General features: G+C 68.6%; 29 protein-coding genes. 13 read left to right on the top strand and 16 right to left on the bottom strand.

Annotated elements, in window-relative coordinates:
• From BMW75_RS23985 to BMW75_RS24005, 5 genes are read right to left on the bottom strand one after another with little or no spacing between them, the layout of a single operon-like run.
• Positions 1-555: a COG4648 family protein gene (locus BMW75_RS23985; protein ID WP_092582164.1), complete on the bottom strand. Its 555-nt coding sequence runs from the start codon at positions 553-555 to the stop codon at positions 1-3.
• Entirely contained in the window at positions 552-806 is a 255-nt protein-coding gene (locus tag BMW75_RS23990) for an acyl carrier protein (RefSeq protein WP_076521598.1), read from the bottom strand. The genes BMW75_RS23985 and BMW75_RS23990 overlap by 4 nt, the downstream gene beginning before the upstream one ends.
• A gap of 16 nt (positions 807-822) precedes the next feature.
• Positions 823-1,083: a phosphopantetheine-binding protein gene (locus BMW75_RS23995; protein ID WP_076521597.1), complete on the bottom strand. Its 261-nt coding sequence runs from the start codon at positions 1,081-1,083 to the stop codon at positions 823-825.
• A complete protein-coding gene (locus tag BMW75_RS24000) occupies positions 1,064-1,927 on the bottom strand; it encodes a lysophospholipid acyltransferase family protein (protein ID WP_217646962.1) in 864 nt (287 codons plus the stop codon). Before BMW75_RS24000 ends, BMW75_RS23995 begins: the two co-directional genes overlap by 20 nt.
• On the bottom strand, positions 1,924-2,646 hold the full coding sequence (locus tag BMW75_RS24005; protein WP_092582166.1) for a beta-ketoacyl synthase chain length factor: 723 nt from the start codon (positions 2,644-2,646) through the stop codon (positions 1,924-1,926). The genes BMW75_RS24000 and BMW75_RS24005 overlap by 4 nt, the downstream gene beginning before the upstream one ends.
• A 230-nt stretch (positions 2,647-2,876) precedes the next feature.
• Between BMW75_RS24005 and BMW75_RS24010 the strand changes: the two genes are divergently transcribed.
• The 6 genes from BMW75_RS24010 to BMW75_RS24035 all read left to right on the top strand — a co-directional run bounded on the left by BMW75_RS24010 (position 2,877) and on the right by BMW75_RS24035 (position 8,537).
• A complete protein-coding gene (locus BMW75_RS24010; RefSeq protein WP_254792114.1) occupies positions 2,877-3,422 on the top strand; it encodes a 4'-phosphopantetheinyl transferase family protein in 546 nt (181 codons plus the stop codon).
• An 89-nt stretch (positions 3,423-3,511) separates the two neighbouring features.
• Entirely contained in the window at positions 3,512-4,729 is a 1,218-nt protein-coding gene (gene hmpA / locus BMW75_RS24015) for an NO-inducible flavohemoprotein (RefSeq protein WP_092582168.1), read from the top strand.
• Between the two features lie 56 nt (positions 4,730-4,785).
• Positions 4,786-5,223 (top strand): Rrf2 family transcriptional regulator, encoded by a 438-nt coding sequence (locus BMW75_RS24020; RefSeq protein ID WP_092582169.1) that lies wholly within the window; start codon positions 4,786-4,788, stop codon positions 5,221-5,223.
• 107 nt (positions 5,224-5,330) lie between these two features.
• Positions 5,331-6,578: a D-amino acid dehydrogenase gene (locus BMW75_RS24025; RefSeq protein WP_092582170.1), complete on the top strand. Its 1,248-nt coding sequence runs from the start codon at positions 5,331-5,333 to the stop codon at positions 6,576-6,578.
• A gap of 125 nt (positions 6,579-6,703) precedes the next feature.
• The gene (locus BMW75_RS24030; RefSeq protein ID WP_092582171.1) at positions 6,704-7,663 is read left to right on the top strand and encodes a proline dehydrogenase family protein; all 960 of its coding nucleotides are present in this window, start codon (positions 6,704-6,706) and stop codon (positions 7,661-7,663) included.
• 25 nt (positions 7,664-7,688) lie between these two features.
• Positions 7,689-8,537 carry an AraC family transcriptional regulator gene (locus BMW75_RS24035; RefSeq protein WP_092582172.1) on the top strand — a complete coding sequence of 283 codons (849 nt, stop codon included), beginning with the start codon at positions 7,689-7,691 and terminating at the stop codon, positions 8,535-8,537.
• Here the strand turns inward: BMW75_RS24035 and BMW75_RS24040 are convergent.
• Positions 8,480-9,151, bottom strand: a complete 672-nt coding sequence (locus BMW75_RS24040) for a flavodoxin family protein (protein WP_092582173.1) — start codon at positions 9,149-9,151, stop codon at positions 8,480-8,482. The two genes, BMW75_RS24035 and BMW75_RS24040, sit on opposite strands and share 58 nt — an antisense overlap.
• Before the next feature lie 145 nt (positions 9,152-9,296).
• Here BMW75_RS24040 and BMW75_RS24045 point away from each other — a divergent pair, with 145 nt between their 5' ends.
• The 4 genes from BMW75_RS24045 (at position 9,297) to BMW75_RS24060 (ending at position 12,930) form a co-directional block, all read left to right on the top strand.
• Positions 9,297-10,223: a LysR substrate-binding domain-containing protein gene (locus BMW75_RS24045; RefSeq protein ID WP_092582174.1), complete on the top strand. Its 927-nt coding sequence runs from the start codon at positions 9,297-9,299 to the stop codon at positions 10,221-10,223.
• A gap of 65 nt (positions 10,224-10,288) precedes the next feature.
• Positions 10,289-11,194, top strand: a complete 906-nt coding sequence (locus BMW75_RS24050) for a LysR family transcriptional regulator (RefSeq protein WP_175493255.1) — start codon at positions 10,289-10,291, stop codon at positions 11,192-11,194.
• Positions 11,195-11,299: 105 nt separating this feature from the next.
• Complete coding sequence (locus tag BMW75_RS24055; protein WP_092582176.1) at positions 11,300-11,929, top strand: glutathione S-transferase family protein; 630 nt, start codon at positions 11,300-11,302, stop codon at positions 11,927-11,929.
• 29 nt (positions 11,930-11,958) lie between these two features.
• Positions 11,959-12,930, top strand: coding sequence for a pyridoxamine 5'-phosphate oxidase family protein (locus BMW75_RS24060; RefSeq protein WP_092582177.1), 972 nt, complete (start codon positions 11,959-11,961; stop codon positions 12,928-12,930).
• A gap of 37 nt (positions 12,931-12,967) precedes the next feature.
• Here the strand turns inward: BMW75_RS24060 and BMW75_RS24065 are convergent, their stop codons facing one another.
• The gene (locus BMW75_RS24065; protein WP_092582178.1) at positions 12,968-13,450 is read right to left on the bottom strand and encodes a winged helix-turn-helix transcriptional regulator; all 483 of its coding nucleotides are present in this window, start codon (positions 13,448-13,450) and stop codon (positions 12,968-12,970) included.
• A gap of 143 nt (positions 13,451-13,593) precedes the next feature.
• Here BMW75_RS24065 and BMW75_RS24070 point away from each other — a divergent pair, with 143 nt between their 5' ends.
• Positions 13,594-14,829, top strand: coding sequence for an MFS transporter (locus BMW75_RS24070; protein WP_092582179.1), 1,236 nt, complete (start codon positions 13,594-13,596; stop codon positions 14,827-14,829).
• A gap of 24 nt (positions 14,830-14,853) precedes the next feature.
• Here the strand turns inward: BMW75_RS24070 and BMW75_RS24075 are convergent, their stop codons facing one another.
• The 6 genes from BMW75_RS24075 to BMW75_RS24100 all read right to left on the bottom strand — a co-directional run bounded on the left by BMW75_RS24075 (position 14,854) and on the right by BMW75_RS24100 (position 20,430).
• On the bottom strand, positions 14,854-15,864 hold the full coding sequence (locus BMW75_RS24075) for a transketolase family protein (protein ID WP_076521581.1): 1,011 nt from the start codon (positions 15,862-15,864) through the stop codon (positions 14,854-14,856).
• The gene (locus BMW75_RS24080; protein ID WP_092582180.1) at positions 15,861-16,724 is read right to left on the bottom strand and encodes a transketolase; all 864 of its coding nucleotides are present in this window, start codon (positions 16,722-16,724) and stop codon (positions 15,861-15,863) included. The genes BMW75_RS24075 and BMW75_RS24080 overlap by 4 nt, the downstream gene beginning before the upstream one ends.
• Positions 16,725-16,753: 29 nt before the next feature.
• Positions 16,754-18,013, bottom strand: a complete 1,260-nt coding sequence (locus BMW75_RS24085) for a TRAP transporter large permease (protein ID WP_092582181.1) — start codon at positions 18,011-18,013, stop codon at positions 16,754-16,756.
• Between the two features lie 15 nt (positions 18,014-18,028).
• On the bottom strand, positions 18,029-18,559 hold the full coding sequence (locus tag BMW75_RS24090; protein ID WP_092582182.1) for a TRAP transporter small permease: 531 nt from the start codon (positions 18,557-18,559) through the stop codon (positions 18,029-18,031).
• Positions 18,560-18,629: 70 nt separating this feature from the next.
• A complete protein-coding gene (locus tag BMW75_RS24095; protein WP_092582183.1) occupies positions 18,630-19,619 on the bottom strand; it encodes a TRAP transporter substrate-binding protein in 990 nt (329 codons plus the stop codon).
• Positions 19,620-19,680: 61 nt separating this feature from the next.
• Positions 19,681-20,430, bottom strand: coding sequence for an SDR family NAD(P)-dependent oxidoreductase (locus BMW75_RS24100; protein WP_092582184.1), 750 nt, complete (start codon positions 20,428-20,430; stop codon positions 19,681-19,683).
• 124 nt (positions 20,431-20,554) lie between these two features.
• Here BMW75_RS24100 and BMW75_RS24105 point away from each other — a divergent pair, with 124 nt between their 5' ends.
• Positions 20,555-21,451 (top strand): LysR substrate-binding domain-containing protein, encoded by an 897-nt coding sequence (locus BMW75_RS24105; protein WP_092582185.1) that lies wholly within the window; start codon positions 20,555-20,557, stop codon positions 21,449-21,451.
• A gap of 34 nt (positions 21,452-21,485) precedes the next feature.
• Here BMW75_RS24105 and BMW75_RS24110 read toward each other — a convergent pair whose 3' ends face one another.
• Together BMW75_RS24110 and BMW75_RS24115 are read right to left on the bottom strand one after the other, a co-directional pair.
• Positions 21,486-23,255 (bottom strand): acyl-CoA dehydrogenase, encoded by a 1,770-nt coding sequence (locus BMW75_RS24110; protein WP_092582186.1) that lies wholly within the window; start codon positions 23,253-23,255, stop codon positions 21,486-21,488.
• 80 nt (positions 23,256-23,335) lie between these two features.
• A complete protein-coding gene (locus BMW75_RS24115; RefSeq protein WP_092582187.1) occupies positions 23,336-24,991 on the bottom strand; it encodes an acyl-CoA synthetase in 1,656 nt (551 codons plus the stop codon).
• Positions 24,992-25,149: 158 nt separating this feature from the next.
• Between BMW75_RS24115 and BMW75_RS24120 the strand changes: the two genes are divergently transcribed.
• Positions 25,150-25,860, top strand: a complete 711-nt coding sequence (locus BMW75_RS24120) for a Crp/Fnr family transcriptional regulator (RefSeq protein WP_092582208.1) — start codon at positions 25,150-25,152, stop codon at positions 25,858-25,860.
• 6 nt (positions 25,861-25,866) lie between these two features.
• On the opposite strand, the gene BMW75_RS24125 is transcribed toward BMW75_RS24120, so the two are convergent.
• A complete protein-coding gene (locus BMW75_RS24125) occupies positions 25,867-26,577 on the bottom strand; it encodes an aspartate/glutamate racemase family protein (protein ID WP_092582188.1) in 711 nt (236 codons plus the stop codon).
• Positions 26,578-26,731 lie beyond the last annotated feature (154 nt).

A 26,731-nucleotide genomic window follows, 5' to 3' on the forward strand; every position in this document is an offset into this window, starting at 1 on the left:
TCAGGCTGCCTTGGCCTTGGCCATGGCCGGGCGCAGCAGCCACTCGCCGGCGGCCATCAATCCCATCAGCACATAGCTGACGCAGCCGTTGTAGGCCACCCACCAGCTCCAGGGCCCCCAGACCGCCAGCGCGGCCGCGACCGAGCCATTCAGCGCGAAAAAGACGCACCATGCGCGGGTGACGTTCCGGGTATAGCGCACGCCTTCGGGCGGCAGCGCCGGATGGCGCAATCGCGCTAGGCGTTCGACGACGGGCTGCGGGCCGCGCAGGCTCATGCCGAAGATGGCCAGCATCAGGGCATTGACCAGCACGGGATACCAGCGCAGCCAGCTTTGCGAATCGGAGATGGCGAGGATCAGGCAGAAGACCAGGGCGACGGCCGGCAGGAGGCGGTCGCCGGGCTGCGTGGCGCGCGCCGTGAGCGCGCGCGCCAGCCAAAGCAGCGCCAGCGGCAACGCGAGCCAGGCGGCGCTTACCCTGTCCAGCGTCGCGTAGACGAGGAACGGGTAGGCCACGGCGGCGGCGGCCAGCGCGGCCGCGACGCCACGTTTCATGCGGCGGGATCCTGCTTTTGCCACATCGCCTGGACCACGTCCTCGACGGTGCGGACCGTGCGGAAATCATTGGCGTCCAGCTTGCGGCCGGTCTGCCGGCGGACGTGGTCGATGAGGTCGATCGCGTCGATGCTGTCGATTTCCAGGTCGGTGTACAGGTGAGCGTCGGGCGTGATCCGTTCCGGTTCGATCTCGAACAGTTCGACCAGCGCGCCGCGCAGCGTATTGAATATTTCTTCGCGGGTATGCATCGTGACTCCGTGTGCGTCAGTCGCGGCGTTGCGCTGTGACAAATGCCGCCAGGCTGGCAATGCTGGCGAAATGCTCGCGCATGTTGCGCGTTTCGGGATCCATGGTGATGGCGTAGCGCTTTTGCAGCGCCAGGCCCAGCTCCAGCGCATCGACCGAATCCAGGCCCAGCCCGTCGCCGAACAGCGCGGCCTCGCGGTCGATGTCGTCGGGGGTGATGTCTTCCAGTCCCAGGGACTCGATGACGAGCGTTTTCAGCTCAAGTTCCAGTTGATTCATCCAGCTTTGACTCCACTTCCACCGTCTGGGGCGACAGCGCGTTCATTGAGGCGCCGTCCGGCGCGCTGCGCGCCAGTTCGGCTTCGAAATAGGCATGCAGATAGGCATTCATCTTGCGGCCGGCGATGGGCAGCGGATGCACGGCGCTCCAGGTCGTCGGATCGATGTCCTCGCCGACCTCGATGACATAGCGCATGCGGGAAGGCGGAATGCGGTACCAGGGCTCGCCCTTGGTCAGGCTGCGCGGATTCATGCGGATGACGACCGGCGTCACGACCCGCGCGCCGCGCAAGGCAATCGCGCAGGCCCCGCGATGGAACTGCGGCAGGGCGCGGGGCGGCGTGCGCGTGCCCTCGGGAAATACGATCAGCGTTTCGCCATTGCGCAGCACGTCCGCGGCGCGATCGAACATGTCGAAGCTTTCGTCGTTGGTGATGTAGCCCGCGCTTGCCACCGGCCCGCGGGTAAAGGGATTGGTCGCCAGGCCGTGCTTGACGATGCAATTGGCGTTCTTGACGTGCCCGACCAGGAACACCACGTCCAGCAGCGACGGATGATTGGCAAGAATCATCTGGCCCGGACGGCCCAGGCGTTCGGCGCCCTTGAATTCCACGGTCAGGATGCCCACGCGCACCATGAAGCGGATGAACAGCCTGAAGGTGCCATGCAGCGCCCAGCGTGCCCGGCGCTGCCGGTCGTGGCGGTCGCCCGGCAACAGCCGTTGAGGCGGGAACACCATCAGGCGCAGCAGCACGCCGCCCAGGCCGAACAGGGTGAAGGCCATGCCGGTGGCGACCAGGCGCCAGAGCCAGAAATCCTGGCGGACTTGTGCCGTGGTGTTCATGCGTTGCGTGTCCAGGTCCATTGGCGGGTGCGGTTGGCGTGCCGCCAGCTTGGGGTCCGCAGCGCGAGATGGCGAAGGAGGTTCAAGGGATTGGGCCAGATCTGCGGCGCAGCGTCGCCGGGGGTGGCGGCGCTGGGCGCGAGCGCCCAGTCCGTGCCCGGGCGCAGCCGGAAGGCGGCGGCGTAAGAGAACGGCACATCGTCCACCCACGGGGCGTAGGGCCGGGGCGGCTGTTCTTCGGCCAGCACCACGAGCACGTTGTCATGGCCTTGATCGAACAGCATGGCCGCTTCAATAAAGGCGTGTTCCAGGCCGTCGTCCTCGACGGCAATCGCGACGGACTCGGCGGTGTCGCGGCGTATGATCGACCACTGCGCGGCGATCGCATTGTGGACCGACAGTCCGAATGCGGTGGGGGACAGCGGCTCGTCCGCCGCCAGCGATTCCAGCAGCCCGAAGTTGCGCGACGTTTCTCCGTGGCGCGAGGCGAATACGAACGGCATGTCCGGATATCCGTCGGCCAGCGGCCAGGCGCAAGCAAAGACGCCGCGGGCCAGGGGGCTGAGGCGGCGGCGTTGCATGGGGGGCAGGAAGTCGAGGCGGGGGGCGCTTTGATCTCCGAGGGGGCAGTAGGGGTGTTCGGCCCAGTGCTGCCAACGGCTCGGGTCTTGAAATCCGTGCGTCCAACCTTGCCAGTGCGCGATTGAGAACGTCAACATAGCGCGCGATTCTACTATGGCGAATACGGCCTGAAACGATTTAAACAGTTACAAATTACACAAAATAACCCATATTACCGATAATTTTATCCAAAAGTTACTTTTAAGCCGTGAGCGTTCAGGAACTTTTAATCTGGTGGGCCGATCAAAGCGCCGCCTCTCAATACCGGGTTGAACACCTGTCTGCGGACGACCTCCGGCGGGCGGCGGCGATCCGCAGCGGCAAGGCGATGCAAGACTGGAAAGTCAGCCGCGCGCTGCTGCAGCACCTGCGCCGCGCAGGGCCGGTTCCCGGGGCAACGTCCCTGAGCCACAGTGGCGGACATGCCGTTTGCGCGACGGCGCCGCCCGGCTGGAAGATCGGCATCGACCTGGAGGCCATCCGGCCACGCAACGTGGACGGGCTTGCGCAGTGGGTCTGTTCGCCAGTCGAACGCGAGGCATTGGCCGACTTGCAGGGCGAAGCGCGCCTGCAACACTTCTATCGGCTCTGGACACTAAAAGAAGCCTTCATTAAAGGAGCGGGGCTGGATTTTCCCGCGGACATGGCCTGCGTGGGCTTGTCCGGGTCGCCGGAAAGCCCGCTGCTGCGCGCGCCCGGGGGCGCGTGGCAGGCGTGTTCCTACCGCATCGGAAGCGATTGGGTGGCCTCGGTGGTGTGGCAGGCCCCGCAGGATCGAGCCGCGGACGCGGTGGCGCCGCAATGGATTTGCCTGCCCGCTTGCACCTTGCCGCCGCCCGAGCCGTTTGGCCGCTGGCGCTCCGATTCAGACTGATCCTAGCTGCGATTTTTCTGTCCGCCCTTAAAGATGTATTATGAATATATGTTTAAAGGCGAGCACGATCGCCATTCAAGGAGCCGTAGATGTTGAGTCCCCAAGTCCGCGAGCTGGTCAAGGCCACCGCCCCTGTCCTGAAGGTCCATGGCGTGGCCCTGACGAAGCACTTTTACGCGCGCATGTTCCAGCACAATCCGGAACTCAAGCACGTGTTCAACCAGGCCCACCAGGCCGGCGGCGCGCAGCAGCATGCGCTGGCCGGCGCGGTAACCGCCTATGCGGAGCACATCGACGATCCCTCCGTGCTGATGCCGGTGGTGACGCGCATCGTGCACAAGCACGTCAGCCTGGGTATCCGGCCCGAGCACTACGCCATCGTGGGCAAGCATCTGCTGGCGTCTATCCGCGAAGTGCTGGGCGCCGCCGCCACGGACGAGCTGGTGGACGCCTGGGCCGCCGCCTACGGGCAGTTGGCCGATCTGCTGATTGCCGAAGAGGCGCGCCTGTACGCGGAATCGGCCAACAAGCCGGGCGGCTGGACCGGCTGGCGCGCGTTCCGCGTGGTGGGCAAACAGCCGGAAAGCGCCGAGATCACCTCCTTCTATCTGGCGCCGGCCGATGGCGGCACGGTGCCGGCGTACAGCCCGGGGCAGTACGTGTCGGTGCGCGTCTATGTGCCGGAACTGGGATTGATGCAGCCGCGCCAGTACAGCCTCTCGGACGCGCCGGGGCAGGATCGCCTGCGCATCTCGGTCAAGCGCGAACCCGCGGGCGACCAGACGCCGGCGGGGCGCGTGTCCAATGCGCTGCACGACAGCCTGGAAGAGGGCGGCGTGCTGGACGTGGCGCCGCCGCAGGGCGATTTCCACCTGCGTGAAGACGGCGACGCGCCGGTCGTGCTGCTGAGCGGGGGCGTGGGCCTGACGCCGATGGTGTCGATCCTGAACCATCTGGTGCGGGCCAACGACGATCGGCAGATCCGCTTCGTGCACGGCTGCCGCAACCGGTCGGTGCATGCCATGCGCGACCACGTGAACGATATCGCCGCGTCGCGCGCCAATGTGCGCAAGGCGGTGTTCTACGAAGAGGTGGCCCATGGCGACCAGCCTGGCCGCGATTACGACCACAAGGGGCGCGTCGATCTGCACGCCATCCGCGAGGAGGCCATCGTGCCGGGCGCCGATTACTACCTGTGCGGCCCGGCTGCTTTCATGCGGGCGCAGCGCGAGGCGCTGCTGGGCCTGGGCGTGGCCGAAGACCGCATCCACGCCGAGGCATTCGGCACCGGCGGCGTCGCCGCCTGAGCGGTGTATCCTGGCGGCCTGATGTTTCCGGGCCGCCCGGTCTCCGCCCCACAGCCATGCAACTGACCCGATTCACCGACTTTGGCCTGCGCGTCCTGATGTACCTGACGCAATGCCGCGACCGGCCCGCCGCCGTCACGATCCCCGAGATCGCGGACCGCTTCGCCTTGTCGCGCAACCATCTGGTGAAGGTGGTGCATTTCATGTCGCAGCGCGGCTGGGTCAGCACCTCGCGCGGCAAGGGCGGGGGCCTTGCGCTGGCGCATCCGGCCACCCACTACCGGGTCGGCGACCTGGTGCGCGAGCTGGAACAGCAGGGACCGCTCATCGACTGCCGCGAGCCGCCCTGTGCGCTGGACGGCGTGTGCCGGCTGGCGGGCGTGTTGGCGCAAACGCTGCAGGCGTTCTACGACGCGCTCAATGCCTACACGCTGGCCGATCTGGTGCGCGAACCGACCGCCGCCGCCATCATCAAGCTGCACCGGATCGCCTGATCCCAGGGCATGAAGTTTGGTTATGGCCCCTGCGGCGTTTGGCATTTGCCGGCGCGGGGGACCCCGTTACAGAATGGACCGGTTCGCGGTCTTTTTTGGATAACGGTATGCGCGTTTGCGTGATTGGCGCGGGCGTCGTCGGTGTGACGTCGGCCTATTTCCTGGCGCGCCAGGGTCATGAAGTGGTGCTGGTCGACAGCCAGCCCCGTCCGGCGGAAGTCTCCAGCTATGCCAACGGCGGTCAGCTCAGCTACAGCTATGTGGCGCCGCTGGCCGGCCCCGGCGTGCTGCCCAGCGTGCCGGGCTGGCTGCTGCGCCAGGATTCGCCGCTGCGTTTCCGGCCCCGGCTGGATCCGCACCAATGGCGCTGGTGCCTGCAGTTCGCGCTGGCCTGCCGCGCGTCGGTGGCCAAGGCGTCCACGGCGCAGATGCTGACGCTGTCTTACCTCAGCCGGGACGTGATGCATTCCCTGCTCGAACAGGAAGACCTGGCCTTCGGGCACCTGAAGAACGGCAAGCTCATTGCGTACCGCAGCGCCGAACTGCTCGATAAGGCGCGCGCGCTGGTGGCCTACCAGGCCGCGCACGGCGCGGACCAGCAGGTGCTGGACGCCGCCCAGACCGTGGCGCGCGAGCCGGCGCTTGCCGGCATGGGCGCCAGCCTGGCGGGCGCCATCTATACCCCAAGCGAAGAAGCCGGCGACTGCCGCCAGTTCACCGAAGCGCTGTTCGATCGCCTGCAGACCCTGGGCAACGTGCAGTGCGCCATGTCCAATCCCGTGTCCGGCCTGCAGCGCGAAGGCCGCCGCATCGTCGCGGTCAACACGCGCGATGGCGATATCGGCGCCGACGCCGTGGTGCTGGCCACCGGCATCGGCACGCGCGCCTTGCTCAATCCGCTGGGCCACGACGTGCCGCTGTACCCGCTGAAGGGCTACAGCCTGACCGTCCCGCTGGCCGATGACGACAACGTGGCGCCGCGCATCAGCGTGACCGACTATGAGCGGCGCATCGTCTATGCCCGCGTGGGCAGGGTGCTGCGGATCGCGGCCATGGTGGATATCGGCAGCAACAACGCCGACATCGACCCGGCGCGCATCGGCCTGCTCAAGCGCCAGGTGCGCGAAGCCTTCCCGCAACTGGACCTGAGCCAGGCCATCCCGTGGGCCGGACTGCGGCCGGCCACGCCTACCGGCAAGCCGCTGATCGGCCGCAGTCCCGCCGCCGACAATCTCTGGCTGAACGTCGGCCAGGGCGCGCTGGGTTTCACCCTGGCCTGCGGCAGCGCGGCGCTGCTGACCGCCCAGATGGGCGGGCTGGAGCTGCCGCTGGATCCCGCGCCGTTCCGGCCCTGATCCGGGCCTGATCCAGGCCTGATCCAGGCCTGATCGGAATCCCGGCATGTCCCGGCGTCCGTTCACGGGCGTTCAAGACAGCCTTTCGCCGTCGCTGCATAGTGGCCGCTTTGCGCGGTGAGGCGATGAGCATTTTCCAGAGAACCACGATTGCGTTGGCGCGCAGCCCGGCGGTCGGGCAGGCGATGCGGGCGATGGCCGCCCGGACCTCGCTGGCCCGCCGGTTCGTCGGCGGCGCCGACGTGCACGAGGCCGTGCGCACGGCCGTGAGGCTGCGCGAGGCGCATGGCATCCGCGCATCGCTCTTCTACCTGGGCGAGTACGTCGCGGACCGGGCCGCCATCGCGCACAACGTCGATCAGGCCATCGGCGCATGCAAGGCGTTGGCCGACGCCGGCCTGGACGTGCACGTGTCCGTCGACCCCACCGCCATCGGCTACATGCAGGGCGACGCGCTGGGCGAGGACAACGCGCGGCGCATCGGCATGGCGGCGCAAGGCGCCGCGCGCGGGGGACGCGGCTGCCTGATGCTGGATATGGAAGATTCCGCCATCCGCGACCGCACCTGCGCGCTGCATCGCCACTTGCTGGAAGCGGGCGTCCCCGCCGGGCTCACGCTGCAGGCGCGGCGCCGCCGCACGCCGGAAGACCTGGCCTGGGCGATTCGCCAGCGGACCTCGCTGCGGCTGGTGAAGGGCGCGTTCCCGGAGCGGGCGCTGGATCACGCGGGGCGCGCGCGCATCGACCTGGCCTATCTGGACGCGGCCGCCATCATGCTGTCGCGCGAGGCGCGGGACTCGGGCTTCTACCCGGTCTTCGGCACGCACGACGACCGGCTGGCGGGCGCCATCATCGATCTGGCGCGCGAACGTGGCTGGTCCCCCGCCGACTTCGAATTTGAAATGCTCTACGGCGTGCGCCCGGACTGGCAACTGGCGCTGCGCGGATTGGGCTATAACGTCAGGGTCTATCTCCCGTTCGGCGCGGACTGGTGGCCGTATGCCATCCGGCGCGTCGGAGAAAACCCTCGCAACGCGTGGCTGCTGGCCCGATCCCTGACGTCGGATGGGCGCTACTTCGGATAGCCGCGAGACGGCTGACCCTCTACCCATGGCGGTTTCTCAACACATCTGGCATTGCGGCGCGGGCCTGCCCGGCGACGTGCTGATCGCGGACCTGCGCGCCTATCGCTACGCGCCGCATTTCCATGACGCCTGGGCCATCGGCGCGGTCGAGCAGGGCTGCTGCGAATTCACGGTGCAAGGCGCGCCCTACACCGCGCGGGCAGGCGAGCTCGTGGTGATCGCCCCGGGACAGGTGCACACGGGCGGCACGGCTGCCGGGCCGCTGGCGTACCGCATGGCCTATCTCGACCCCGCCTGGTTCCAGGACCACGAGCGGGCGCTGGATGCGCATGGCGTGCGGCGGGCCGGGCCGGTGATCGCCGATGCCGCGCTGTGCGCAACCTGGCTGAATGCGCTGACAGCCGACGAGATTCCCGCCGCGCAGCGCCGCGCGCGCATGTCGGCGGCCGTGTTCGGCCTGCTGGCCGCGTATGGCCGGACGCCGGACGGCGGCAACGAGGGCGGCCGTGTAGCGTCGGGCGACCCTGCCGGCGTGGCCGACCTGGCCGACGTATGCGCCTTGCTGCGCGAACGCATGGCCGCCGATCCGGCCTGCGCGCCGGACCTGGAGGCGCTGGCGCAGGCGCAGGACCGGCACCGCACCACGCTGGTCAAGCAGTTCGCGCGGCGCTATGGTCTGCCGCCGCAGGCGTGGCTGCGCAACTGGCGGGTGGCGCGCGCCCGCGCGCTGCTGCGCGGCGGCCTGCCGCTGGCCGACGCCGCGCAGGCGGTGGGCTTTGCGGACCAGGCGCATCTGACGCGCGTGTTCAAGCAGGTCTATGGCAGCCCGCCCGGCGTGCTGCTCAAGGCGGGTGCCGGCTCCCAGACGTTGTGACGGCGGGGCGTCTCGATCCGGTAGTCGGAGTATTTGCGGGTGAAGAACTCGGCGCCCAATGTCTGCGCGGCCGCCAGGGGCTGGCGCGGATCCCGCGCGATCTCGCCGCGCTTGTTGCCCGCGCCGTGCACGTAGCCGACAAAGTCGGAATGGGTGTAGCGCGCATATTCCTGGACCTGGTGCACGATGCCCAGCGCCGCGCCGGGATAGGTTTCTTCCGAGGCGACCGCCAGGCCCAGCCGCTTGCCGGTCATGCGCGCCATGACGCGCTGGGGCTCGGATCCCGAGCCGGCGTAATGGCTGAATGAGCGGTCGAAGAACGCCTTGGCCTGCGCCGACATCCCATACCAATAGACGGGCGTGCAGAGCAGCATGCCGTCGGCGGGCAGAAAGTGTTCCAGGAAGAGTTCGGCGTAACGGTCCGCCGGCGCGCGGGCGTGCCGCAGGTCCGGCAGGAAACCGTGGATGTAGTCATCGAGAAAGAGCAGGGAGGCGGTGGTGCCGGCGGCCTCGGCCCCGCGCAGGGCGGCCTTGCCGAGCGCGGCGCTGTTGCCATCGCGGCGCGGACTGCCCACCAGTATGAGCAGCCGGTTGGATTGCTGATTTGAATTCATGCTTGGCTCCCGCAAGAGTGATTGGAAACGATCTTCATGGCCATGTTTCAGGCCATGTTGCAGGCTATGTTGGCCGCAAGCCGCCACCGCGACAAATGACCATTCCTGGATTAAGCTGAATCAAATTCATCCAGGTCTGCCGCCGATGTTTGCCACGCTTCCCGTCACCGCGCTACGCACCTTCGAGGCTGCCGCGCGCCTGCGCAGTTTCAAGCTGGCCGCGAACGAGCTGTCGGTCACGCCTACCGCCGTCTCCCATCAGGTCAAGGCGCTGGAGCGCCACGTGGGGTGCGCGCTGTTCGATCGCGTTCCGCGCGGCGTGCGCCTGACCGACAAGGGCGCGCGCCTGTTTGCGGGCGTGCATGGCGCCCTGCTCGATGTCGCCCAGGCGCTGGACGCATTGCGCCCCGCGCCGGCGTCGGGCGCGCTGACCGTCTCCACCACGCACTCCTTCGCCGCGCTCTGGCTGGTGCCCCGGCTGGGGCGTTTCCATCAGGCGCATCCCCAATACCTACTGCGCCTGGACGCGACGCCCGACCCCGTCGACCTACTCCAGGACGCCAGCGTGGACGTGGCCATCCGCTACAGCCGCGAGCGCTATCCCGCGCTGCACGCGGCTTGCGTGCTGCCGGAGTGGTTCGGCGTGTACGGCGCGCCGGCCCGCATCGCGCAGGCAGGACGGCGAGCGCCCGCGCTGGTGACGGTGCGCTGGCGCGATTCGCCACTCTATGAGCAGGGGTGGCAGGCGTGGTGCGACGCGGCCGGCCTGCCGGCATGGCGCCGCCCGGCCGCCGAGCATGCCTACACCGAGGAACACTACGCCTTGCAGGCCGCCATCGCCGGGCAGGGACTGGTGCTGGCCAGTTCGGTGATGGTGTCCGACAGCGTGGCGGCCGGCACCCTGGTGCCGTTCCGGCCGGAGATCCGCGTCGCGGGCTCGGCCTACACCGCGCTGTGCGCCCCGGGGCGTGAGCGTCACCCGCCTGTCAAGGCGTTTCTGGCGTGGCTGCGCAAGGAGTTCCGCGGCCAGGCGCTGCGCGGCGGGCAGGACAAGGCGGACGCTCGCGGGTAAATTGCAGGCAACGGCGCGAGACGCGACGCCACCACGCATGACAAGACTACGGAGCCCGTCCCGCTGTGAACCGATTCCATGAGATGACGGTATTTCTTGCCGTGGCCGACGCGGGCAGCTTTGCCGCGGCGGCGCGGCGCATGCAGATGTCGGCGCCCACCGTGACGCGCAGCGTCGCCGCGCTGGAGCGCCGCCTGGGCGCGTTGCTGCTGGTGCGCACCACGCGCAGCCTGCGCCTGACCGAAGCGGGCCAGCGTTATGCGGCCGACTGCCGCCGCATTCTGGACGACGTCGAACAGGCGGACGACGCGGCGGCGGGGGCCATGGCCGCGCCGCGCGGCGCGCTCGCCATCACCGCGCCCGCGCTGTTCGGCGAACTGCACGTCATGCCGGCCGTGCTGGGCTATCTGCGCGAGCATCGCCAGGTTTCGGTGCGCGCGCTGCTGGTGGATCGCGTGGTCAATCTTGTGGACGAGGACATCGATGTGGCCGTGCGCATCGGTGCGCTGCCGGATTCCTCGCTGACCGCGGTGCCGGTCGGCCACGTGCGCCGCGTGGTCTGCGCATCGCCGGGTTTCCTGCGCGAGCGCGGCGTGCCCGAAACCCCGGACGCCCTGCATCGCTTCTGCACGATCACCGCGGCGATGGAGGGCAGGGGGCCGCAGTGGCGTTTCGTGCAGGACAACCAGATCCAGCGGCTCAACGTGCAGTCCCAGCTCACCGTCACCTCGTTCCAGGCGGCGGTCATGGCCGCCCGCGAGGGCTGGGGCTTGACGCAGGTGATGTCCTACCAGGTGGCGCCGCACCTGGCCAGCGGCGCGCTGCAGGTGGTGCTGCGTGAATTCGAAATGCCGCCGGTGCCGGTCCACGTGGTGTATCCGGAAGGGCGCAAAAGCTCGGCCAAGGTGCGCAGCTTCGTGGAATTCTGCGTCCAGGCCCTGCGCCGGGACCTGGACGCACTGCCGGCCTGACGGGCTTTATTTCATGTACGGCAAGAGTGTCTTGCCGGCGCCGGCCGTTCCCGATCCGGCCGGCGCGCCCCAAGATGGAGCCCTGAATCCACCTGGGAGCCCGCCGTGCCGTCCACCCCCCTGAAGTTCTACCGTTACCCCTTGTCCGGCCACGCGCATCGCGTCGAGCTGATGCTGTCCCTGCTCGACGTGCCGCATGAGGCCGTCGACGTGGACCTGCGCCAGCGCGAGCAGAAGCGGCCCGAATTCCTGGCGCTCAATGCCTTCGGGCAGGTCCCGGTGATCGATGACAACGGCGTCGTGGTCGCCGATTCGACCGCCATCCTGGTGTACCTGGCCAAGCGCTATGGCGGGCAGGCGTGGTTGCCGCAGGATCCCGTGGGGGCGGCCGCTGTCCAGCGCTGGCTGTCGGTGGCGTCCGGGCCGCTGGCCGCCGGCCCTGCGTCGGCGCGCCTGGTGACGCTGTTCGGCGCGCCGCTCGACGCGGACGCCACGCTGGCGCGCGCGCATGCGCTGCTTGCCGTCATGGAAGGCGAACTGCGCCAGCGCGATTTCCTGGCGGGCGATGCCCCGACGATTGCCGACGTGGCCTGCTATGCCTACGTGGCGCATGCGCCGGAAGGCAACGTGTCGCTGGCGGACTATCCGCATATCCGCGCGTGGCTCGACCGGATCGAGCATCTGCCGCGCTTCGTGCCCATGGCGTCGTCCGCCGTGGGCCTGCTCGCGGCCTGAGGCCGGGCGCCCGCCGCAAGGAGACCATCATGAATTCTTCCGAGACCCCCGCACCCTCGCCGTGGCACGCCGGCGAACGCCAATTGCAGGACCACACGGGCGTGGCCGCGCGCATGGACCTGGTCGGACGCAAGGTCATCCGCGACTACATGCCCGACCAGCACCGCGAGTTCTTCGCGCAGCTCCCGTTCCTGGTGGCGGGCGCCGTCGATGCGCAGGGCGATGCCTGGGCCGGCATCCTGGAAGGGGAGCCCGGTTTTGCCGCGTCGCCCGACCCGCACACGCTGCGCATCGCCGCGATGCCCGACACGGACGATCCGCTGCGCGCCGGGCTGGGGCCGGGCAAGGCGGTGGGGCTTCTGGGCATCGAGCTGCATACGCGCCGGCGCAACCGCATGAACGGCCGCATCCAGGCCTGGGATGGCAAGCGTTTCGACGTGGCGGTGGCGCAATCCTTCGGCAATTGCCCGCAGTACATCCAGTCGCGCGACTTCTATTTCTCGCGCTCGCCGTCGCTGCGCTTTGCCGCGGCGCTGCCCGGGCAGGCCGGACTGGACGCAGCGGCGCGCGCGCTGATCGCGGCGGCCGACACCTTCTTTGTCGCCAGCTACGTCGACCGCGAGGACGGCGACGGCGGCCGGAGCGTGGATGTCTCGCATCGCGGCGGCAAGCCCGGCTTCGTGCGGGTGGACGGCGACGTGCTGACGATTCCGGATTTTTCGGGCAACCGCTTTTTCAACACCTTGGGCAACCTCGTGGCCAATCCCGTGGCCGGACTGCTCTTCATCGACTTCGAGCGCGGCGACGTGCTGCAACTGAGCGGGCGGGCGGAAGTGGTCCTGGACGGCCCCGAGATCGCGCAATTCGAGGGCGCCGAACGCCTGTGGCGCGTCCATGTGCGCCGGGTGGTGCGGCGGCCGGGCGCGCTGGCCTTGCGGTGGCGCTTCGAGTCGTGGTCGCCGACGGCGCTCGCGACCGGCCGCTGGCCCGCGGCGGCCTAGGGCGGGGAAGTTGGCCGGCCGTGGCCGGCCCTGCGCATCAGCGTGCGGCGTCGCCCCGCGGATCCGGTGCGGACGGCGCCACCTTGCGCACGACCGTGTCGCCCGGCGCCAGCACGCGGCCGTCCTGCGCGCGGATCTCCAGGCGCCGCACCGGCTGGCCGCGCTGGCGGTCGATGAGGGCCGAATGCGCTTCCTCAGGGCCGTAGTAATGGTCTTCGCCCCATTGGCGCAGCCCCACGATCACCGGAAACAGCGCCTCGCCCTTACTGGTGAGCACGTACTCCTGGTAGGCGCTTCCGTCCGAGGCGGGCGCGACCTGCAGGATGCCGTGCGCGACCAGCGTGCGCAGGCGGTCGCTGAGGATGTTCTTGGCCATGCCCAGGTTCTTCTGGAATTCACCAAAGCGGCGCAACCCGTCGAACGCGTCGCGCACGATGAGCAGCGACCACCAGTCGCCGATGGCGTCGAGCGAGCGCGCCACGGGGCAGGCGGCGCCTTCAAGGCTGGTGCGTTTGACCATGTCGGGTTCCTTGTTGGGTCTGGGGCTGGGTCTGGATCTGGATCTGGATCCGGGCCGGCGGCCGGTCGCGCCGGCCGAAAGTTGGTTGCATTATAAAACCTAGTCGCCTAGCATTCTGGTTTCGTAATAAAACTGGATTTGCCATGAAACCCTCTCCCTCGCCGGACGGCAACGCGCCCGCTACGCCCGCCCTGCTGGTCTTGCTACTGGCCGCGGCCTGCGCCCTGAGCGTGGCGAACGTGTACTACGCGCAGCCCCTGCTGGACGCCATCGGACGGGAATTCCACCTGGACGAGGCGGCGGTCGGCATCGTCGTCACCGCCACCCAGCTCGGCTGCGCGCTGGCCCTGTTCTTCGTGGTGCCGCTGGGCGACCTGCTGGACCGCCGCCGGCTGATGCTGTGGCAATTGGGCCTGCTGGTGCTGGCCCTGGGAGCGGTGGCGAGCGCGGCGAATCCGCCATGGCTGCTCGCGGGCATGGTGGCCCTTGGCCTGCTGGGCACCGCGATGACGCAGGGTCTGCTGGCGCTGTCCGCGGCGCTGGCGGCTCCGTCCGAGCGCGGGCGCGTCGTGGGCGCCGCGCAGGGCGGGGTGGTGATCGGCCTGCTGCTGGCGCGCACGCTGGCCGGCGTGCTGGCGGACCTGTGGGGCTGGCGCGCGGTGTACGTGGCCTCGGCTGGCCTGTCGGCGTTGCTGGCCGTGGCGCTGGCCCGCTGGCTGCCGCGGCGGCGCCTGCCCGCCGCGGGCCTGCGTTATGGCGCGCTGCTGCGCTCGGTGTTCACCTTGCTGGCGACCGAGCGCGTGTTGCGGGTGCGCGGCATGATCGCGCTGTTGATGTTCGCCGCGTTCAGCGCCTTCTGGACCGCGCTGGTGCTGCCGCTGAGCGCGCCGCCGCGTGCCTTGTCGCACACCGCGGTGGGCGCGTTCGGGCTGGTGGGGGTGGTGGGCGTGCTGATGGCGGCGCGCGCCGGACGGTCGGCGGATGCCGGGCATGGCCAGCGCACCACCGCGATGGGCCTGGCGTTGCTGTGCCTGGCCTGGGTGCCCATCGCCTTCCTGGACCGCAGCCTGTGGCTGCTCGCGGTCGGCGTGCTGGCGCTGGACCTCGCCCTGCAGGCGCTGCATGTGACCAACCAGGCCATGATCTTCAGCATCAGCGCGCAGGCGCACAGCCGCCTGGTGGCGGGCTACATGTTGTTCTACGCGGTGGGCAGCGGACTGGGGTCGATCGCGGCCACGGCCGTGTATGCGCGGGCCGGCTGGCTGGGCGTCTGCGTGCTGGGCGCGGGCATCAGCGTGGCGGCGTTGCTGTTCTGGGCAGCGACGGCGCCGCGCGCGGCGCGCGCCGCCTGTCCCGCGGACGGGCGGGCGCGCACCTAGCCGGCTGCGCCCGCCGCCCCGCGCTCAATCCAGCCATCGCCTGATGCGGGCGGCCAGCGCTTCGCGGCTGATGCCGTAGCGGTCATGCAGCGTGGGCAGGGCGCCCGCGTCCAGGAAGGCGTCCGGCAGCCCGGCCAGCTGGAACCGGGCCGGTTGCACGCGGTGCCGCAGCAGGGCGCTGGCCACGGCCTCGCCCAACCCGCCGATCACCGAATGGTTCTCGGCCACGACCACCAGCCGGTGCTTGTAGCGCACCGCCTCGACCAGACTGGCCTCGTCCAGGGGCTTGATGGTCGGGCTGTGCATCACCGCTACGCCGATGTTGTCCCGCGCCAGGTCCTCGGCGGCCTCCAGCGCGCGCATGGTCATGATGCCGCTCGAAATGATCAGCACGTCGCCGCCTTCGCGCAGCATCTTCGCCTTGCCCAGTTCGAAGCGGTAGCCCTCGATCTCGTCCAGCACCAGCGGCACCTGCCCGCGCAGCAGCCGCATGTACACCGGTCCCTGGTGTTCGGCGATCTGCGGAACGGCCTGTTCGATGTCCAGCGCGTCGCAGGGGTCGACGATGGTCAGGCCCGGAATGCCGCGCATCATCGCCAGGTCCTCGGTGGCCTGGTGGCTGGGCCCGTAGCCGGTGGTCAGCCCCGGGAGCGCGCAGCAGATCTTCACATTCAGGTTCTCTTCGGCGATCACCTGGTGGATGAAGTCGTACGCGCGGCGCGTGCCGAACACGGCATAGGTCGTGGCAAACGGCACGAGGCCCTCTTTGGCCATGCCGCCGGCCGCGCCCATCAACAGTTGCTCGGCCATGCCCATCTGGAAAAAGCGTTCGGGATAGGCTTGCGCGAACAGGTGCAGGTCGGTGTACTTGGCCAAGTCGGCGGTCAGTCCCACGACGTCGGGCCGCGATTGCGCATAGTCCACCAGCGCCTTGCCGAAGGGGGCGGCCCGCACGCGCTGCCCCTCCGAGGCGATCGACGCGATCATGGCCGACGTGGTGAGTCGGGGTTTTTGCGGGGTGCTGGCGCGGCTCATGACCAGGCTCCTTCGGTCGTGGGGGTGGGGCGGTTCTGGTCCAGGATGTCCAGCGCCTGCTGCCATTCGGGCGGGTCGACGCGGATGAAGTGGTTTTTCTCGCGCTGTTCGAGAAAGGGGATGCCCTTGCCCATCCGCGTATCGAAGAGGATGACGCGCGGCTTGCGGTCCGGCAGCGTGCGCGCGGCATCGAATGCCTGGATCACGGCGGCCATGTCATTGCCGTCCACGCGCTGCACATGCCAGCCGAAGGCCGCCCATTTGTCGGCCAGCGGCTCGAATCCCAGCACCTTGCCGGAAGGGCCGTCCGCCTGCTGGTTGTTGATGTCGACCAGGCAGATGAGGTTGTCCAGTTCATGGTGCGCGGCGCCCATCGCGGCTTCCCAGGTGGATCCTTCGTCCAGTTCGCCGTCCGACATGGAGTTGTAGACGAAGGCCGGATTGCGCTTGTGCTTGAGCCCCAGCGCGATGCCGACCCCGATGGACAGGCCCTGGCCCAGTGAGCCGCCCGAGATCTCCATGCCCGGCGTGTAGGTCGCCATGCCCGACATGGGCAGGCGGCTGTCGTCGCTGCCGTAGGTGTCGAGCTCGCTTTCCGGGATGACGCCGGCCTCGATCAGCGCGGCGTAGTGGGCGATCGCGTAGTGGCCGTGGGACAGCAGAAAGCGGTCGCGGCCTTCCCATTGCGGATCTGCGGGCTGCAGGTTCATGGCGTGCCGATAGGCCACGGCCAGGACGTCGGCCCATCCGAGCGCCTGCCCGATGTACCCCTGGCCTTGGACTTCTCCCATGCGGACCGCGTAGCGGCGGATGCGCCACGCGGCCGTCGCCAGTTCATTCAAAGCGGTGGACTGCTCCATTCGAAGCTCCCTTTTGGTTCAGTTGTGGTTCATTGCAGGATGCTGGCCGGCACGTAGGAAACCAGCCCCAGCACGGCAAACGCGACCAGATAGAAGGGCACCAGCTCGCGCACGGTCTGGCCTACCTTCACCTTGGCCAAGGCGCTGGTGATGAACAGCGTCGTGCCCACCGGTGGCGTGTACAGGCCGATCGCCAGGTTCACGACCATCATCACGCCGAGCTGGGTCATGTCCATGCCGATGCTTTGGGCCAGCGGGACGAAGACCGGCGCCAGCAGCAGCACGGCGGCGGGCAGGTCGATGAACATGCCGAGGAACAGCATCATCAGGTTCATCAACAGGATGACGAGCCATTTGGCATGCACGTTCTCCTGCACCCAATGCGCAATTCCCTGCGGCGTTTGGTCGAAGGTCAGCAGCCAGCCGATGGCCGACGACGCCATGATCACCAGCAGCACCACGCCGGTCGCCAGCCCGGCATGGACGACGGCGGCGTTGAGCCGCTGCCAGCTCAGGTCGCGATAGATCACCGCGGAAACCAGGCCGGCATACAGCGTGGACAGGACCGCGACCTCGGTCGGCGTGGCGATGCCAAACCGCAGGAAGACGATGATCAGCAGCGGCAGGATCACGGCAGGCATCGCGAAGAACAGATGCCGCCGGAATGCCGCGCCATCGAAGGGCGCCGTGTCGCGCGGGAAGTTGCGCCGCCGCCCCACCCACCAGCAGGCCGCCATGAATCCGCCGCACAGCAGCAGGCCCGGCAGTACGCCCGCGACGAAGAGCGACGCGATGGAGGCGTTGGCCGTCAGGGCAAACAGGATCAAGGGAATCGACGGCGGAATCAGGATGTCGATCGTAGCGGCGGCGGACAACGTGGCCGCCGAAAACGCGGCCGGATAGCCCAGCCGCTTGTGCCACGGGATCATCAGCGAACCGATGGCCGAGGCGTCGGCCACCGCCGAGCCCGACACCCCGCCGAACAGCGTGGACGACAGCACGCCGACCTGCGCGGGTCCGCCGTGATAACGGCCGATCATCGCCGACAGCACGCCCACCAGCGCCTCGCCGAGCCTGCCGCCCATCATGAGCGAGCCGGTCAGCATGAAGAACGGAATGGCGATCAGGGGAAAGCTCTGCACCTGCGCGACCATCTGCTGGACCACCACATCCAGCGGCACGCGGTCCGTGCTGGCCACTGCCGCCATGGCGGCGACGAGCAGCGCGTGGGCAATGGGCATGGCCGCGACCGCGGCGCCCATGAAAACGATAAGTATCACTGCACTCATGGCTATCCTCCGTCCTCACCAGTGCACGGCGCGCGCCGGCGGCTCGCCCTCTGACTGGGCTGCGGTTTCGCGACAATGCCAGCTGTGCCACGCCGACTGCAGCGCCAGCACGGCGAGCAACACCATTGCGCCCATCACGCAGGCATAGGTCAGCGAGCCGGGCATCTGCAGGATGGGGGACTTTTCGTCGTGGACGATTTCCAGCATGTTGAAGGTCGCCCAGGACAAGGTGGCGTACAGTGCGGCAACCACGCTCCAGACCCCGGTGGCCACCAGGCGGCGGACGGGGGCCGGCACCGCGTCCATCATGAACGTGGTGGCGATGTGCGCGTGATGCAGCGCCGCGAGCACCACGCCCGACATGACGAGCCACGGAAAGAGCAGCTCGGGTATTTCGTTGGCCCATTTCAGGCTTGAACCGGTTGCATAGCGCAGGCCGGTGTTGACGACGAGGATCACGAAGATCACCGTGGTGGACAGCCAGAGCACCACGCGGCATAGGCCGTCGATGATCCTGCCGACCCGTCCGTGTCGATCGGTATTCATGTTGTCTCCTGCCTTGTGCACGGTCCGCCCGCCTGACCGCCGCGGCGGTCAGGGGCGGACCCGGGACATGTCAGTTGGCGCGCGCCGCGGCCAAAACCTTTTTGACGTAGGGGCCGATGGGGCTGGCCAGCCATTTCTCGTCCACCGACGCGGTCGCTTTTGCGAACGCCGCGGTATCGGGCGTCGTGACCTGCACACCCTTGGCCTTCAGCTCGGCCAGCAGCCTGTCGTCCGCGTCCTTGCTCAGCTTGCGCTGGAGCGCCGACGCTTCGTCCGCCGCCTCCTGCACGGCCTTGCGGTCGGCTTCGCTCAGGCGGTCCCAGGTGCGCTTGCTCATCAGGAACGGCGTCATCTGGAACTGGTGATTGGTCATCGCCAGGTGCTTCTGCACTTCGTAGAGCTTGCTCGCCTCGAAGTTCATGAGCGGGTTTTCCTGGCCGTCCACCACGCCTTGCTGCAACGCCACGTAGAGCTCGGCGAACTTGATCTGCTGCGCCTGGGCGCCAAGGGCGTTCATGATGTCGACCAGGGTGGCGTCGGGCGGCACGCGCATCTTCAGGCCTTTCATGTCCTCGACCTTGTTGATGGGGTGCTTGCTATTGGTCATCTGGCGGATGCCGTTGTCCCAGGTTCCCAGCAGGATCAGGTTCTTGGCGGCCGATTTTTCGGCCAGCTCCTTGCCCAGCGGGCCGTCCAGCAGCTTGAAGGCCGCGCCGGCATCCCGGAACAGGAAGGGCATGCCGAACGCGGCGTACTCCGGCACCGCGGCCGCGACGGCGCCCTGCGAGTTGGCGCTCAGGTCCAGGGCGCCAGTGCGCAGCGCGGTCACCATCGCGGCGTCGTCGCCGAGCTGGGCGGACGGCGCGACCTGGACCTCGATGCGCCCGCCGGTCTTGGCCTTGAGCGCCTCGGCGAATTTCACCGACGCTTCGTGGCGGGGATTGCCCACCGCCGCGCCGTGCCCCAGGGTCAGCTTGATGTTCTGCGCCTGCGCCACGACGGGCAGCAGGGCGGCGGCGGCGAGTGCCAGGCCCGCGCGAAGCAATGTCTTGCTTTTCATGATTTGTCTCCTTGGATTTTTTTATGGGTGCTGCGGATCGGTAAATCGGGGAATCGATGAATCAGTGAATCAACATGCCTCCGTTGACGTCGAGCGTGATGCCCGTGCAGTACGCCGACAGGTCGCTGGACAGGAACACGCATGCGCCCGCGACGTCGTCGGCCTTGCCCAGTCGCGCCAGCGGGATGGTGGCCTCGATGTCGGCCTTGCGCTCGGCCGAGAGCTTGCCCTGGGTGATGTCGGTCTCGATCAGGCCGGGCGTGATGCAGTTGACCCGGATGCCGTCCCCGCCGAACTCGCGTGCCATGGCGCGCGCCAGGCCCAGCACGCCCGCCTTGGCGGCCGAATAGTGCGGCCCGCCGAAAATGCCGCCGCCGCGCTGCGCCGACACCGAAGATATGCAGACGATGGACCCGGAACGTTGCGCCTGCATGGCGGGCAGCACCGCCTGCGACAGGTAGAGCGTGCCGCGCAGGCTTACGTCCAGGATGCGGTCATAGTCCGCGCCCGTGATTTCCAGTGTCTTGACCGGTTGCGTGATCCCGGCGTTGTTCACCAGGATGTCGATCTTGCCGTAAGTCTTGAGGGCCTGTTCGACGGCCGCGAGGCACGCGGCCTTGTCGGTCACGTCCGCGACCAGGCCCAGATGGCCGTCGCCCAGCCGGGCGGCCGCGGCCGCCGGCTCCGCGCGTTCCAGGTCCAGGATCACGACGCGGGCGCCGTGCGCGGCCATGTTGCGCGCGGTGGCGAATCCCAGTCCGTTGATCCCTGCGCCGCCGGAAATCACGGCGACCTTGTCCTTGAGCAGCATTTGTCGTCCTCCTGTCGTTGTATGGGTCAGCGAGGACAATTCTGGACGCGGCCTAGCATTAAGACAAACGATGTGTCATCAGTCTAAGATGACGAATCTTCATCTGAAGTCAGGGTCTACCCCCATGCCTGCTCTGCCGCCCATCGTCAATCTGCTGGCGTTCGAAGCTGTGGCGCGCCGGCGCAGTTTTGCCATCGCCGCCACGGAGCTGCACCTGACCGCGTCGGCCGTCAGCCATCAGATTTCCCGGCTGGAAGCCGACCTGGGCGTGCGCCTGTTCGAACGCAGCGCGCACGGCGTGCGCCTGAGCAGCGCGGGCGAACAGTACCTGGCGCGCATCGGCGGGGCGCTGTCGGCCATTTCTTCGGCGACCGAAGATCTGCGCCTGGGCGTCAGCAACAGCCTGTACGTGCATTCGGCGCCCAGCATCGCCAGCCTGTGGCTGATGCCCAGGCTCCGGCGGTTTGCCGAGGCGCATCCGCATGTGGCGCTGAATCTGTCGGCGGCGCATTCGCACAGCGATTTCGCCCTGGGCCAGTCGGATATCGACATCCGCTACGGGGTGCCGCATTGGGACGATGTGGTGGTGGAGCCGTTGTTTGAAGAGCGCATCCTGCCGCTCGCCAGCGCGGCGTTCATCCGCGAGCACGGCATCAAACGCATCGACCAGTTGCTCGACGTGCCCCTGATCCAGAGCAACGTCAGCGTCATCCAGTGGTCCGACTGGTTCGGACGTTATTCGGACCGGCGGGCGCCGGACCACTTCACGATCCGGTTCGACCGGGCGCAAATGTCGCTGGATGCCGCGGCCCAGGGGCTGGGCGTGGCGCTGGAAAGCGCCACCATCGCGGGAATGCACCTGGCCCAGGGCAGCCTGCAGCCGGTATTCGGCATGGCCAAGGCCATTCTGGTGAAGGCGCACTTCGTCGTGTACCCGGCTCGGCATGCCAAGCGCCCGTCGGTGGAGGCCTTTCTGGCCTGGATCCACGCCGAGGCGTCCGGCACCGGCGGGCAGCGCTGAAACCCGGCCCGCGAGGCGGGCCCCAGGCGCTGCGTTACGGCTGGACCTCGTATTCCGCCGTGCCCAGCACGACCGCCGCCATGCCGGGCGCCTGGGTCAGCTTGTGCAGGGCGTAGCACTGCGCGGTGGCGATCTTGGCGTCATGGAAGGCCGGGTCTTCGGCCCGCAGGTCCAGGCTGGCGAGCAGGGCGCGGGCCATCTGCCAGCCGGCGAAGGTGGTGCCCGCCAGCAGCAGGTAGGGCACGGCGGCGCCGAACACCGCGTTGGGATTGCCGGCTGCATTGGCCAGGATGAATTCGACCGCGCTGGCCAGCGCTTCGCGCGCCTCGCGCAGCGGCTTGACCATGCGTTGGGCGGCGGGCTCGCTGCGGGCGGCGAGGTCGGCTTCGGTCTGGCGCACGGCCTCCAGCAGCGCGCGCGCGACCGCGCCGCCGTCGCGCAGGGTCTTGCGGCCGACGAGGTCGTTGGCCTGGATGGCGGTCGTGCCTTCGTAGATGGTGAGGATGCGGGCGTCGCGGTAATACTGCGCGGCGCCGGTCTCCTCGATGAACCCCATGCCGCCGTGGACCTGCACGCCCAGGCTGGCGACGTCGATCGACATTTCGGTGCACCAGCCCTTGACGATGGGCACCAGGAATTCCTGGATGGCGAGGTGGCGCTTGCGCGCGTCGGCGTCCGGGCTGGCATGGGCCAGGTCCGCGTGGCCGGCGGTGACGTAGGCCAGCGCGCGGCCGGCTTCGGTCAGGGCGCGCATGGTGCCGAGCATGCGGCGCACGTCCGGATGCTGGATGATGGGCACGGCCTCGCGCGAGGAACCGTCCACCGGACGGCTCTGCACGCGGTCGGCGGCATAGGCCAGCGCATGCTGGTAGGCGCGGTCGGCGATGGCGATGCCCTGCACGCCGACGGCGTAGCGGGCGGCGTTCATCATGATGAACATCGCGTCCAGGCCGCGGTTTTCCTGGCCGACCAGATAGCCGACCGCGCCGCCCGCGTCGCCGAACTGCAGCGTGGCCGTGGGGCTGGCCTTGATGCCCAGCTTGTGTTCGATGGAGACGCACGCGACGTCGTTGCGCGCGCCCAGGGTGCCGTCTTCGTTGACCAGGAACTTGGGCACCAGGAAAAGCGAAATGCCCTTCACGCCCTCCGGCGCGTCGGGCAGCCGGGCCAGGACCAGGTGCAGGATGTTCTCCGCGAGGTCATGTTCGCCGTAGGTGATGAAAATCTTGGTGCCCGACAGTCGGTAGGTGCCGTCGCCCATCGGCTGGGCGCGGGTGCGGATCATGGCGAGGTCCGAACCCGCCTGCGGCTCGGTCAGGTTCATGGTGCCGGTCCATTGCCCGGAGATCATCGGGCCGATGAAGCGCTGGCGCAATTCGGGCGAGCCGGCCGTCATCAGGGCCTCGATGGCGCCGTTGGTGAGCAGGGGGCAGAGGGCGAACGACAGGTTCGCGGCGTTCAGCATTTCGGAGCAGGGCGACCCGATCAGGCCGGGCAGTCCCTGGCCGCCGTATTCCACGGGGTGGGTCATGCCCTGCCAGCCGGCGTCGGCGTACTGGCGAAACGCCTGCTTGAAGCCGGGCGCGGTGGTGACGGCGCCGTCGTGCCAGGCGCTCGGTTCGCGGTCAGCGGGGTGGTTCAGCGGCGCCAGCACCTCGGCGGCGAAGTGGGCGGACTCTTCCAGCACGGCTTGCGCGGTGTCGGGCGTGGCTTCCTCGAAACCGGGCAGGGCGGCCACCTGGGCCAGGCCGGCCAGGTGGTTCATCACAAACAGCATGTCTTTCACGGGGGCTTGGTACGTCATGGCGTAAGCGCTCCTGGATTCAGCGGGTAATTTTTCAGCGAGTGATCGTGGGAAAGGGGCAAGGGGCAAGGGCCAGCGGGTCAGTCCGGCTTGCCGGGCTTGGCCACGTCGATCGCGGACGTGGCGCCGACGGCGGCGCGCAGCTCGAATTTCTGGATCTTGCCGGTGGACGTCTTGGGCAATTCGCCAAAGCGCACCGCGCGCGGCACCTTGAAGCCGGGCAGCAGCAGCTTGCAATGCGCGATGATTTCGTCGGCGGTGGCGGTGCAGCCGGGCTTGAGCTCGACGAAGGCGCAGGGCGTCTCGCCCCATTTGGGGTCCGGCATGGCCACCACGGCGACGGCGGCCACGGCCGGATGCCGGTACAGCGCGTCCTCGACCTCGATGCTGGAGATGTTCTCGCCGCCCGAGATGATGATGTCCTTGCTGCGGTCCTTGATGCGGACATAGCCGTCGGCCGTCATCACGCCCAGGTCGCCGGTATGGAACCAGCCGCCGGCGAAGGCGTCCTCGGTCGCGCGTTCGTTCTTCAGGTAGCCCTTCATGCAGATGTTGCCGCGGAACATGACCTCGCCGATGGTGGCTTCGTCGGCCGGCACCTCCTGCATGGTTTCCGGATCGCGCACCGATACGCCGGCCTGCAGGTGATAGCGCACGCCCTGGCGCGCGGTCAGCAGCGCGCGGCGTTCGGGGTCGAGCGCGTCCCAGGCGTCCTGGTGGGCGCACACGGCGGCCGGGCCATAGACTTCGGTCAGGCCGTACACGTGGGTCAGCTCAAAGCCGATCTCGCGCATCTTGTCGATGACCGCGGGCGCGGGGGCGGCGCCCGCCACCATGGTGCGCACGGTATGCGCGATGCCCGCGCGCATCTCGGCCGGCGCGTTGGCGAGCGCGCTCTGCACGATGGGCGCGCCGCAATAATGCGTGACGCCTTCGTCGCGAATCAGGTCGAACACCGTCTTGGGGTCGAACTTGCGCAGGCATACGTTCACGCCCGCGCGCGCGGCGACCGTCCACGCGAAGCACCAGCCGTTGCAATGGAACAGGGGCAGCGTCCACAGATAGACGGGGTGCTTGGGCATGTCCCATTCGAGGATGTTGCTCAGCGCGTTCAGGTAGGCGCCGCGATAGTGGTAGACGACGCCCTTGGGATCGCCCGTGGTGCCGGACGTGTAGTTCAGGGCGATGGCGTCCCATTCGTCGGCGGGCGGCTTCCAGTCGAAGGTAGCCGGGGCGGCCGCCAGGAAGTCCTCGTAGTCGGTGGCGCCGGGCAGGGTGGCGGGGGCGCCGTCCAGGTCGTGGACCGAAATGACCTTGAGATGCGGAAACTCTGCCCGGGCGCGCTGGGCGAGGTCGGCGTATTCGGTGTCGACGATCAGCGCGCGGGCTTCGCCGTGGCCCAGCATGAACAGCACGCTGGGCGTGTCCAGGCGGGTATTCAGCGTGTTGAGCACGGCGCCCAGCATGGGGACGCCGAAGTGCGCCTCGACCATGGCCGGAATGTTGGGCAGCATGACGGCGACCGTGTCGCCGCGCTGGATGCCGGCCTGCGCCAGCGCGCCGGCCAGGCGCTGCGCGCGCTCGTAGGTCTGGGCCCAGGTGCGGCGGACCTTGCCGTGGACGATGGCCAGCCGGTGGCCGTAGACCTGCGCGGCCCGGGCGATGAAATCCACGGGGGTCAGGGCTTCGTAATTGGCCTCGCGGCGCGCAAGGCCGTGGTCGAACATGCCGGTCATGCTTGGTCTCCAATTGGGGCGCGTACGCCTCTTATGTGTCTGCGGGGAAGTTTGATCCCCGTCGCTTGCCCTAGCTTATGGCCCGCCGGAAAATGGCGTCTGTCGCCTGCGCGACAGACGGCCGGCCGCGCACCCCCCAGTTTTACACGGTTCTTCCCATGTCCGATGTTTCAAACACAGTTTCCTCCGACGAACTGCCGGGGCTCTTTCGCGCCTGCCGCTGGTTCGGCGCGCTGGACGCGGCGCACCAGGACCTGGTGCTGGCGACCTCGCGCGCCGAACACGTAGGCAGCGGGGCGTGGATCGCGCGGCGCAACGCGCCGTCGGACTACTGGCTCGGGGTGAGCAAGGGGCTGCTCAAACTGGCGATCTACAACGAATCGGGGCGCAGCTGTACGTTCTCGGGGGTGCCGCCGGGCGGCTGGTTCGGCGAGGGCAGCGTCATCAAGCGCGAGCTGCGCAAATACGATGTGGTGGCGATCCAGCCGTCGCTGGTGATGCTGGTGCCGGCCGCCACGTTCCATGCGCTGCTGTCGGCAAGCCTGCCCTTTTCGCATTTCGTCATCGGCCAATTGAACGACCGCATGGGCGAGTTCATCGCGTCCATCCAGAACCACCGCCTGCTGGATGCCGACGCGCGGGTGGCGCAGTCGCTGGCGCAATTGTTCAACCCGCAGCTGTATCCCTCCACCGACCTGACCCTGGCGATCTCGCAGGAAGAGCTGGGCTACCTGACCGGCCTGTCGCGCCAGCGGGTCAACCAGGCGCTGCAGACGCTGGCCGACCTGGACATCCTGGCCCTGGCCTACAACCAGATCCAGGTGCGGGACCTGGCCCGCCTGCGTCAGTACGGGCTGGACCAGATCTGAGCGGCGTCAGGGCGTCCGGCCGTTGATCGCGCGATCCAGCGCGGCGCGCGCCAGGATGCGGGTCGAATCCAGCGTGGGCAGGGCGCAGTTGTTGTCGTTCAGCACCAACGGCAGTTCGGTGCAGCCCAGCACGACGGCGTCGCAGCCGTCGTCTTTCAGCCGGTCGACGATGCCCTGCAGCCGCGCCACCGACGCCGGCTCGAATACGCCGTAGACCAGCTCGTCCATGATGATGCGGCCGAGCAGCTGGCGGTCTTCCTGCGTGGGGCGCGCGTAGTCCAGGCCCCGGTCGCCCAGCTTGCCGGGGTAGACGCCGCTGTCCACCAGCCAGTGCGTGCCCAGGATGCCGATCCGCCGATAGCCGCGCGCCGACGCCACGGCGGCCACTTCGGCCGCAATGTGCAGCCAGGGCCGCGGCGCGTGCGCCACGATGCGGTCCAGCGCCTGGTGGATGGTGTTGTCCGGGCAGATCAGGAAATCCGCGCCGGCGCGCGCCAGCTTGTCGGCGGACGACAGCATCAGGGCGGCCACGCCGTCCAGGTCGCCCCGGTCCAGGCAGGCCACGTAATCGGCCAGCGAATGCGTGTGCAGCGAAATCTCGGGGTGGGCGTGCGGGCCCATGCGGCGCGCGCCTTCGGCGCACAGGGTGCGGTAGCAGAGCGCGGCGCCCTCGGCGGAGCAGGCGACGATTCCGATGTGTAGCGGCGCGGTGTTCATCCGGGCTATTCCTCGCGTGTGGGGCGGGCGGTGGGACCAGGGCGTAGGGCGGGCAGATGCCATGCCCATTGTAGTGACGGCAAGGGGATGGGGCGCCGGCGCCGCGCGGTGGAATTCACCCCGTGATGGTGTTTTATACCTGCCGGCGCAACAG

Source organism: Achromobacter sp. NFACC18-2 (assembly GCF_900108985.1).
Lineage (GTDB): Bacteria > Pseudomonadota > Gammaproteobacteria > Burkholderiales > Burkholderiaceae_B > Achromobacter.

Bases quoted from the DNA above. Each gene is read 5' to 3' on its own strand.
- BMW75_RS23985 (WP_092582164.1), bottom strand. From the start codon at position 555: ATGAAACGTGGCGTCGCGGCCGCGCTGGCCGCCGCCGCCGTGGCCTAC.
- BMW75_RS23990 (WP_076521598.1), bottom strand. From the start codon at position 806: ATGCATACCCGCGAAGAAATATTCAATACGCTGCGCGGCGCGCTGGTC.
- BMW75_RS23995 (WP_076521597.1), bottom strand. From the start codon at position 1,083: ATGAATCAACTGGAACTTGAGCTGAAAACGCTCGTCATCGAGTCCCTG.
- BMW75_RS24000 (WP_217646962.1), bottom strand. From the start codon at position 1,927: ATGAACACCACGGCACAAGTCCGCCAGGATTTCTGGCTCTGGCGCCTG.
- BMW75_RS24005 (WP_092582166.1), bottom strand. From the start codon at position 2,646: ATGTTGACGTTCTCAATCGCGCACTGGCAAGGTTGGACGCACGGATTT.
- BMW75_RS24010 (WP_254792114.1), top strand. From the start codon at position 2,877: ATGCAAGACTGGAAAGTCAGCCGCGCGCTGCTGCAGCACCTGCGCCGC.
- hmpA (WP_092582168.1), top strand. From the start codon at position 3,512: ATGTTGAGTCCCCAAGTCCGCGAGCTGGTCAAGGCCACCGCCCCTGTC.
- BMW75_RS24020 (WP_092582169.1), top strand. From the start codon at position 4,786: ATGCAACTGACCCGATTCACCGACTTTGGCCTGCGCGTCCTGATGTAC.
- BMW75_RS24025 (WP_092582170.1), top strand. From the start codon at position 5,331: ATGCGCGTTTGCGTGATTGGCGCGGGCGTCGTCGGTGTGACGTCGGCC.
- BMW75_RS24030 (WP_092582171.1), top strand. From the start codon at position 6,704: ATGAGCATTTTCCAGAGAACCACGATTGCGTTGGCGCGCAGCCCGGCG.
- BMW75_RS24035 (WP_092582172.1), top strand. From the start codon at position 7,689: ATGGCGGTTTCTCAACACATCTGGCATTGCGGCGCGGGCCTGCCCGGC.
- BMW75_RS24040 (WP_092582173.1), bottom strand. From the start codon at position 9,151: ATGAATTCAAATCAGCAATCCAACCGGCTGCTCATACTGGTGGGCAGT.
- BMW75_RS24045 (WP_092582174.1), top strand. From the start codon at position 9,297: ATGTTTGCCACGCTTCCCGTCACCGCGCTACGCACCTTCGAGGCTGCC.
- BMW75_RS24060 (WP_092582177.1), top strand. From the start codon at position 11,959: ATGAATTCTTCCGAGACCCCCGCACCCTCGCCGTGGCACGCCGGCGAA.
- BMW75_RS24065 (WP_092582178.1), bottom strand. From the start codon at position 13,450: ATGGTCAAACGCACCAGCCTTGAAGGCGCCGCCTGCCCCGTGGCGCGC.
- BMW75_RS24070 (WP_092582179.1), top strand. From the start codon at position 13,594: ATGAAACCCTCTCCCTCGCCGGACGGCAACGCGCCCGCTACGCCCGCC.
- BMW75_RS24075 (WP_076521581.1), bottom strand. From the start codon at position 15,864: ATGAGCCGCGCCAGCACCCCGCAAAAACCCCGACTCACCACGTCGGCC.
- BMW75_RS24080 (WP_092582180.1), bottom strand. From the start codon at position 16,724: ATGGAGCAGTCCACCGCTTTGAATGAACTGGCGACGGCCGCGTGGCGC.
- BMW75_RS24085 (WP_092582181.1), bottom strand. From the start codon at position 18,013: ATGAGTGCAGTGATACTTATCGTTTTCATGGGCGCCGCGGTCGCGGCC.
- BMW75_RS24090 (WP_092582182.1), bottom strand. From the start codon at position 18,559: ATGAATACCGATCGACACGGACGGGTCGGCAGGATCATCGACGGCCTA.
- BMW75_RS24095 (WP_092582183.1), bottom strand. From the start codon at position 19,619: ATGAAAAGCAAGACATTGCTTCGCGCGGGCCTGGCACTCGCCGCCGCC.
- BMW75_RS24100 (WP_092582184.1), bottom strand. From the start codon at position 20,430: ATGCTGCTCAAGGACAAGGTCGCCGTGATTTCCGGCGGCGCAGGGATC.
- BMW75_RS24105 (WP_092582185.1), top strand. From the start codon at position 20,555: ATGCCTGCTCTGCCGCCCATCGTCAATCTGCTGGCGTTCGAAGCTGTG.
- BMW75_RS24110 (WP_092582186.1), bottom strand. From the start codon at position 23,255: ATGACGTACCAAGCCCCCGTGAAAGACATGCTGTTTGTGATGAACCAC.
- BMW75_RS24115 (WP_092582187.1), bottom strand. From the start codon at position 24,991: ATGACCGGCATGTTCGACCACGGCCTTGCGCGCCGCGAGGCCAATTAC.
- BMW75_RS24120 (WP_092582208.1), top strand. From the start codon at position 25,150: ATGTCCGATGTTTCAAACACAGTTTCCTCCGACGAACTGCCGGGGCTC.
- BMW75_RS24125 (WP_092582188.1), bottom strand. From the start codon at position 26,577: ATGAACACCGCGCCGCTACACATCGGAATCGTCGCCTGCTCCGCCGAG.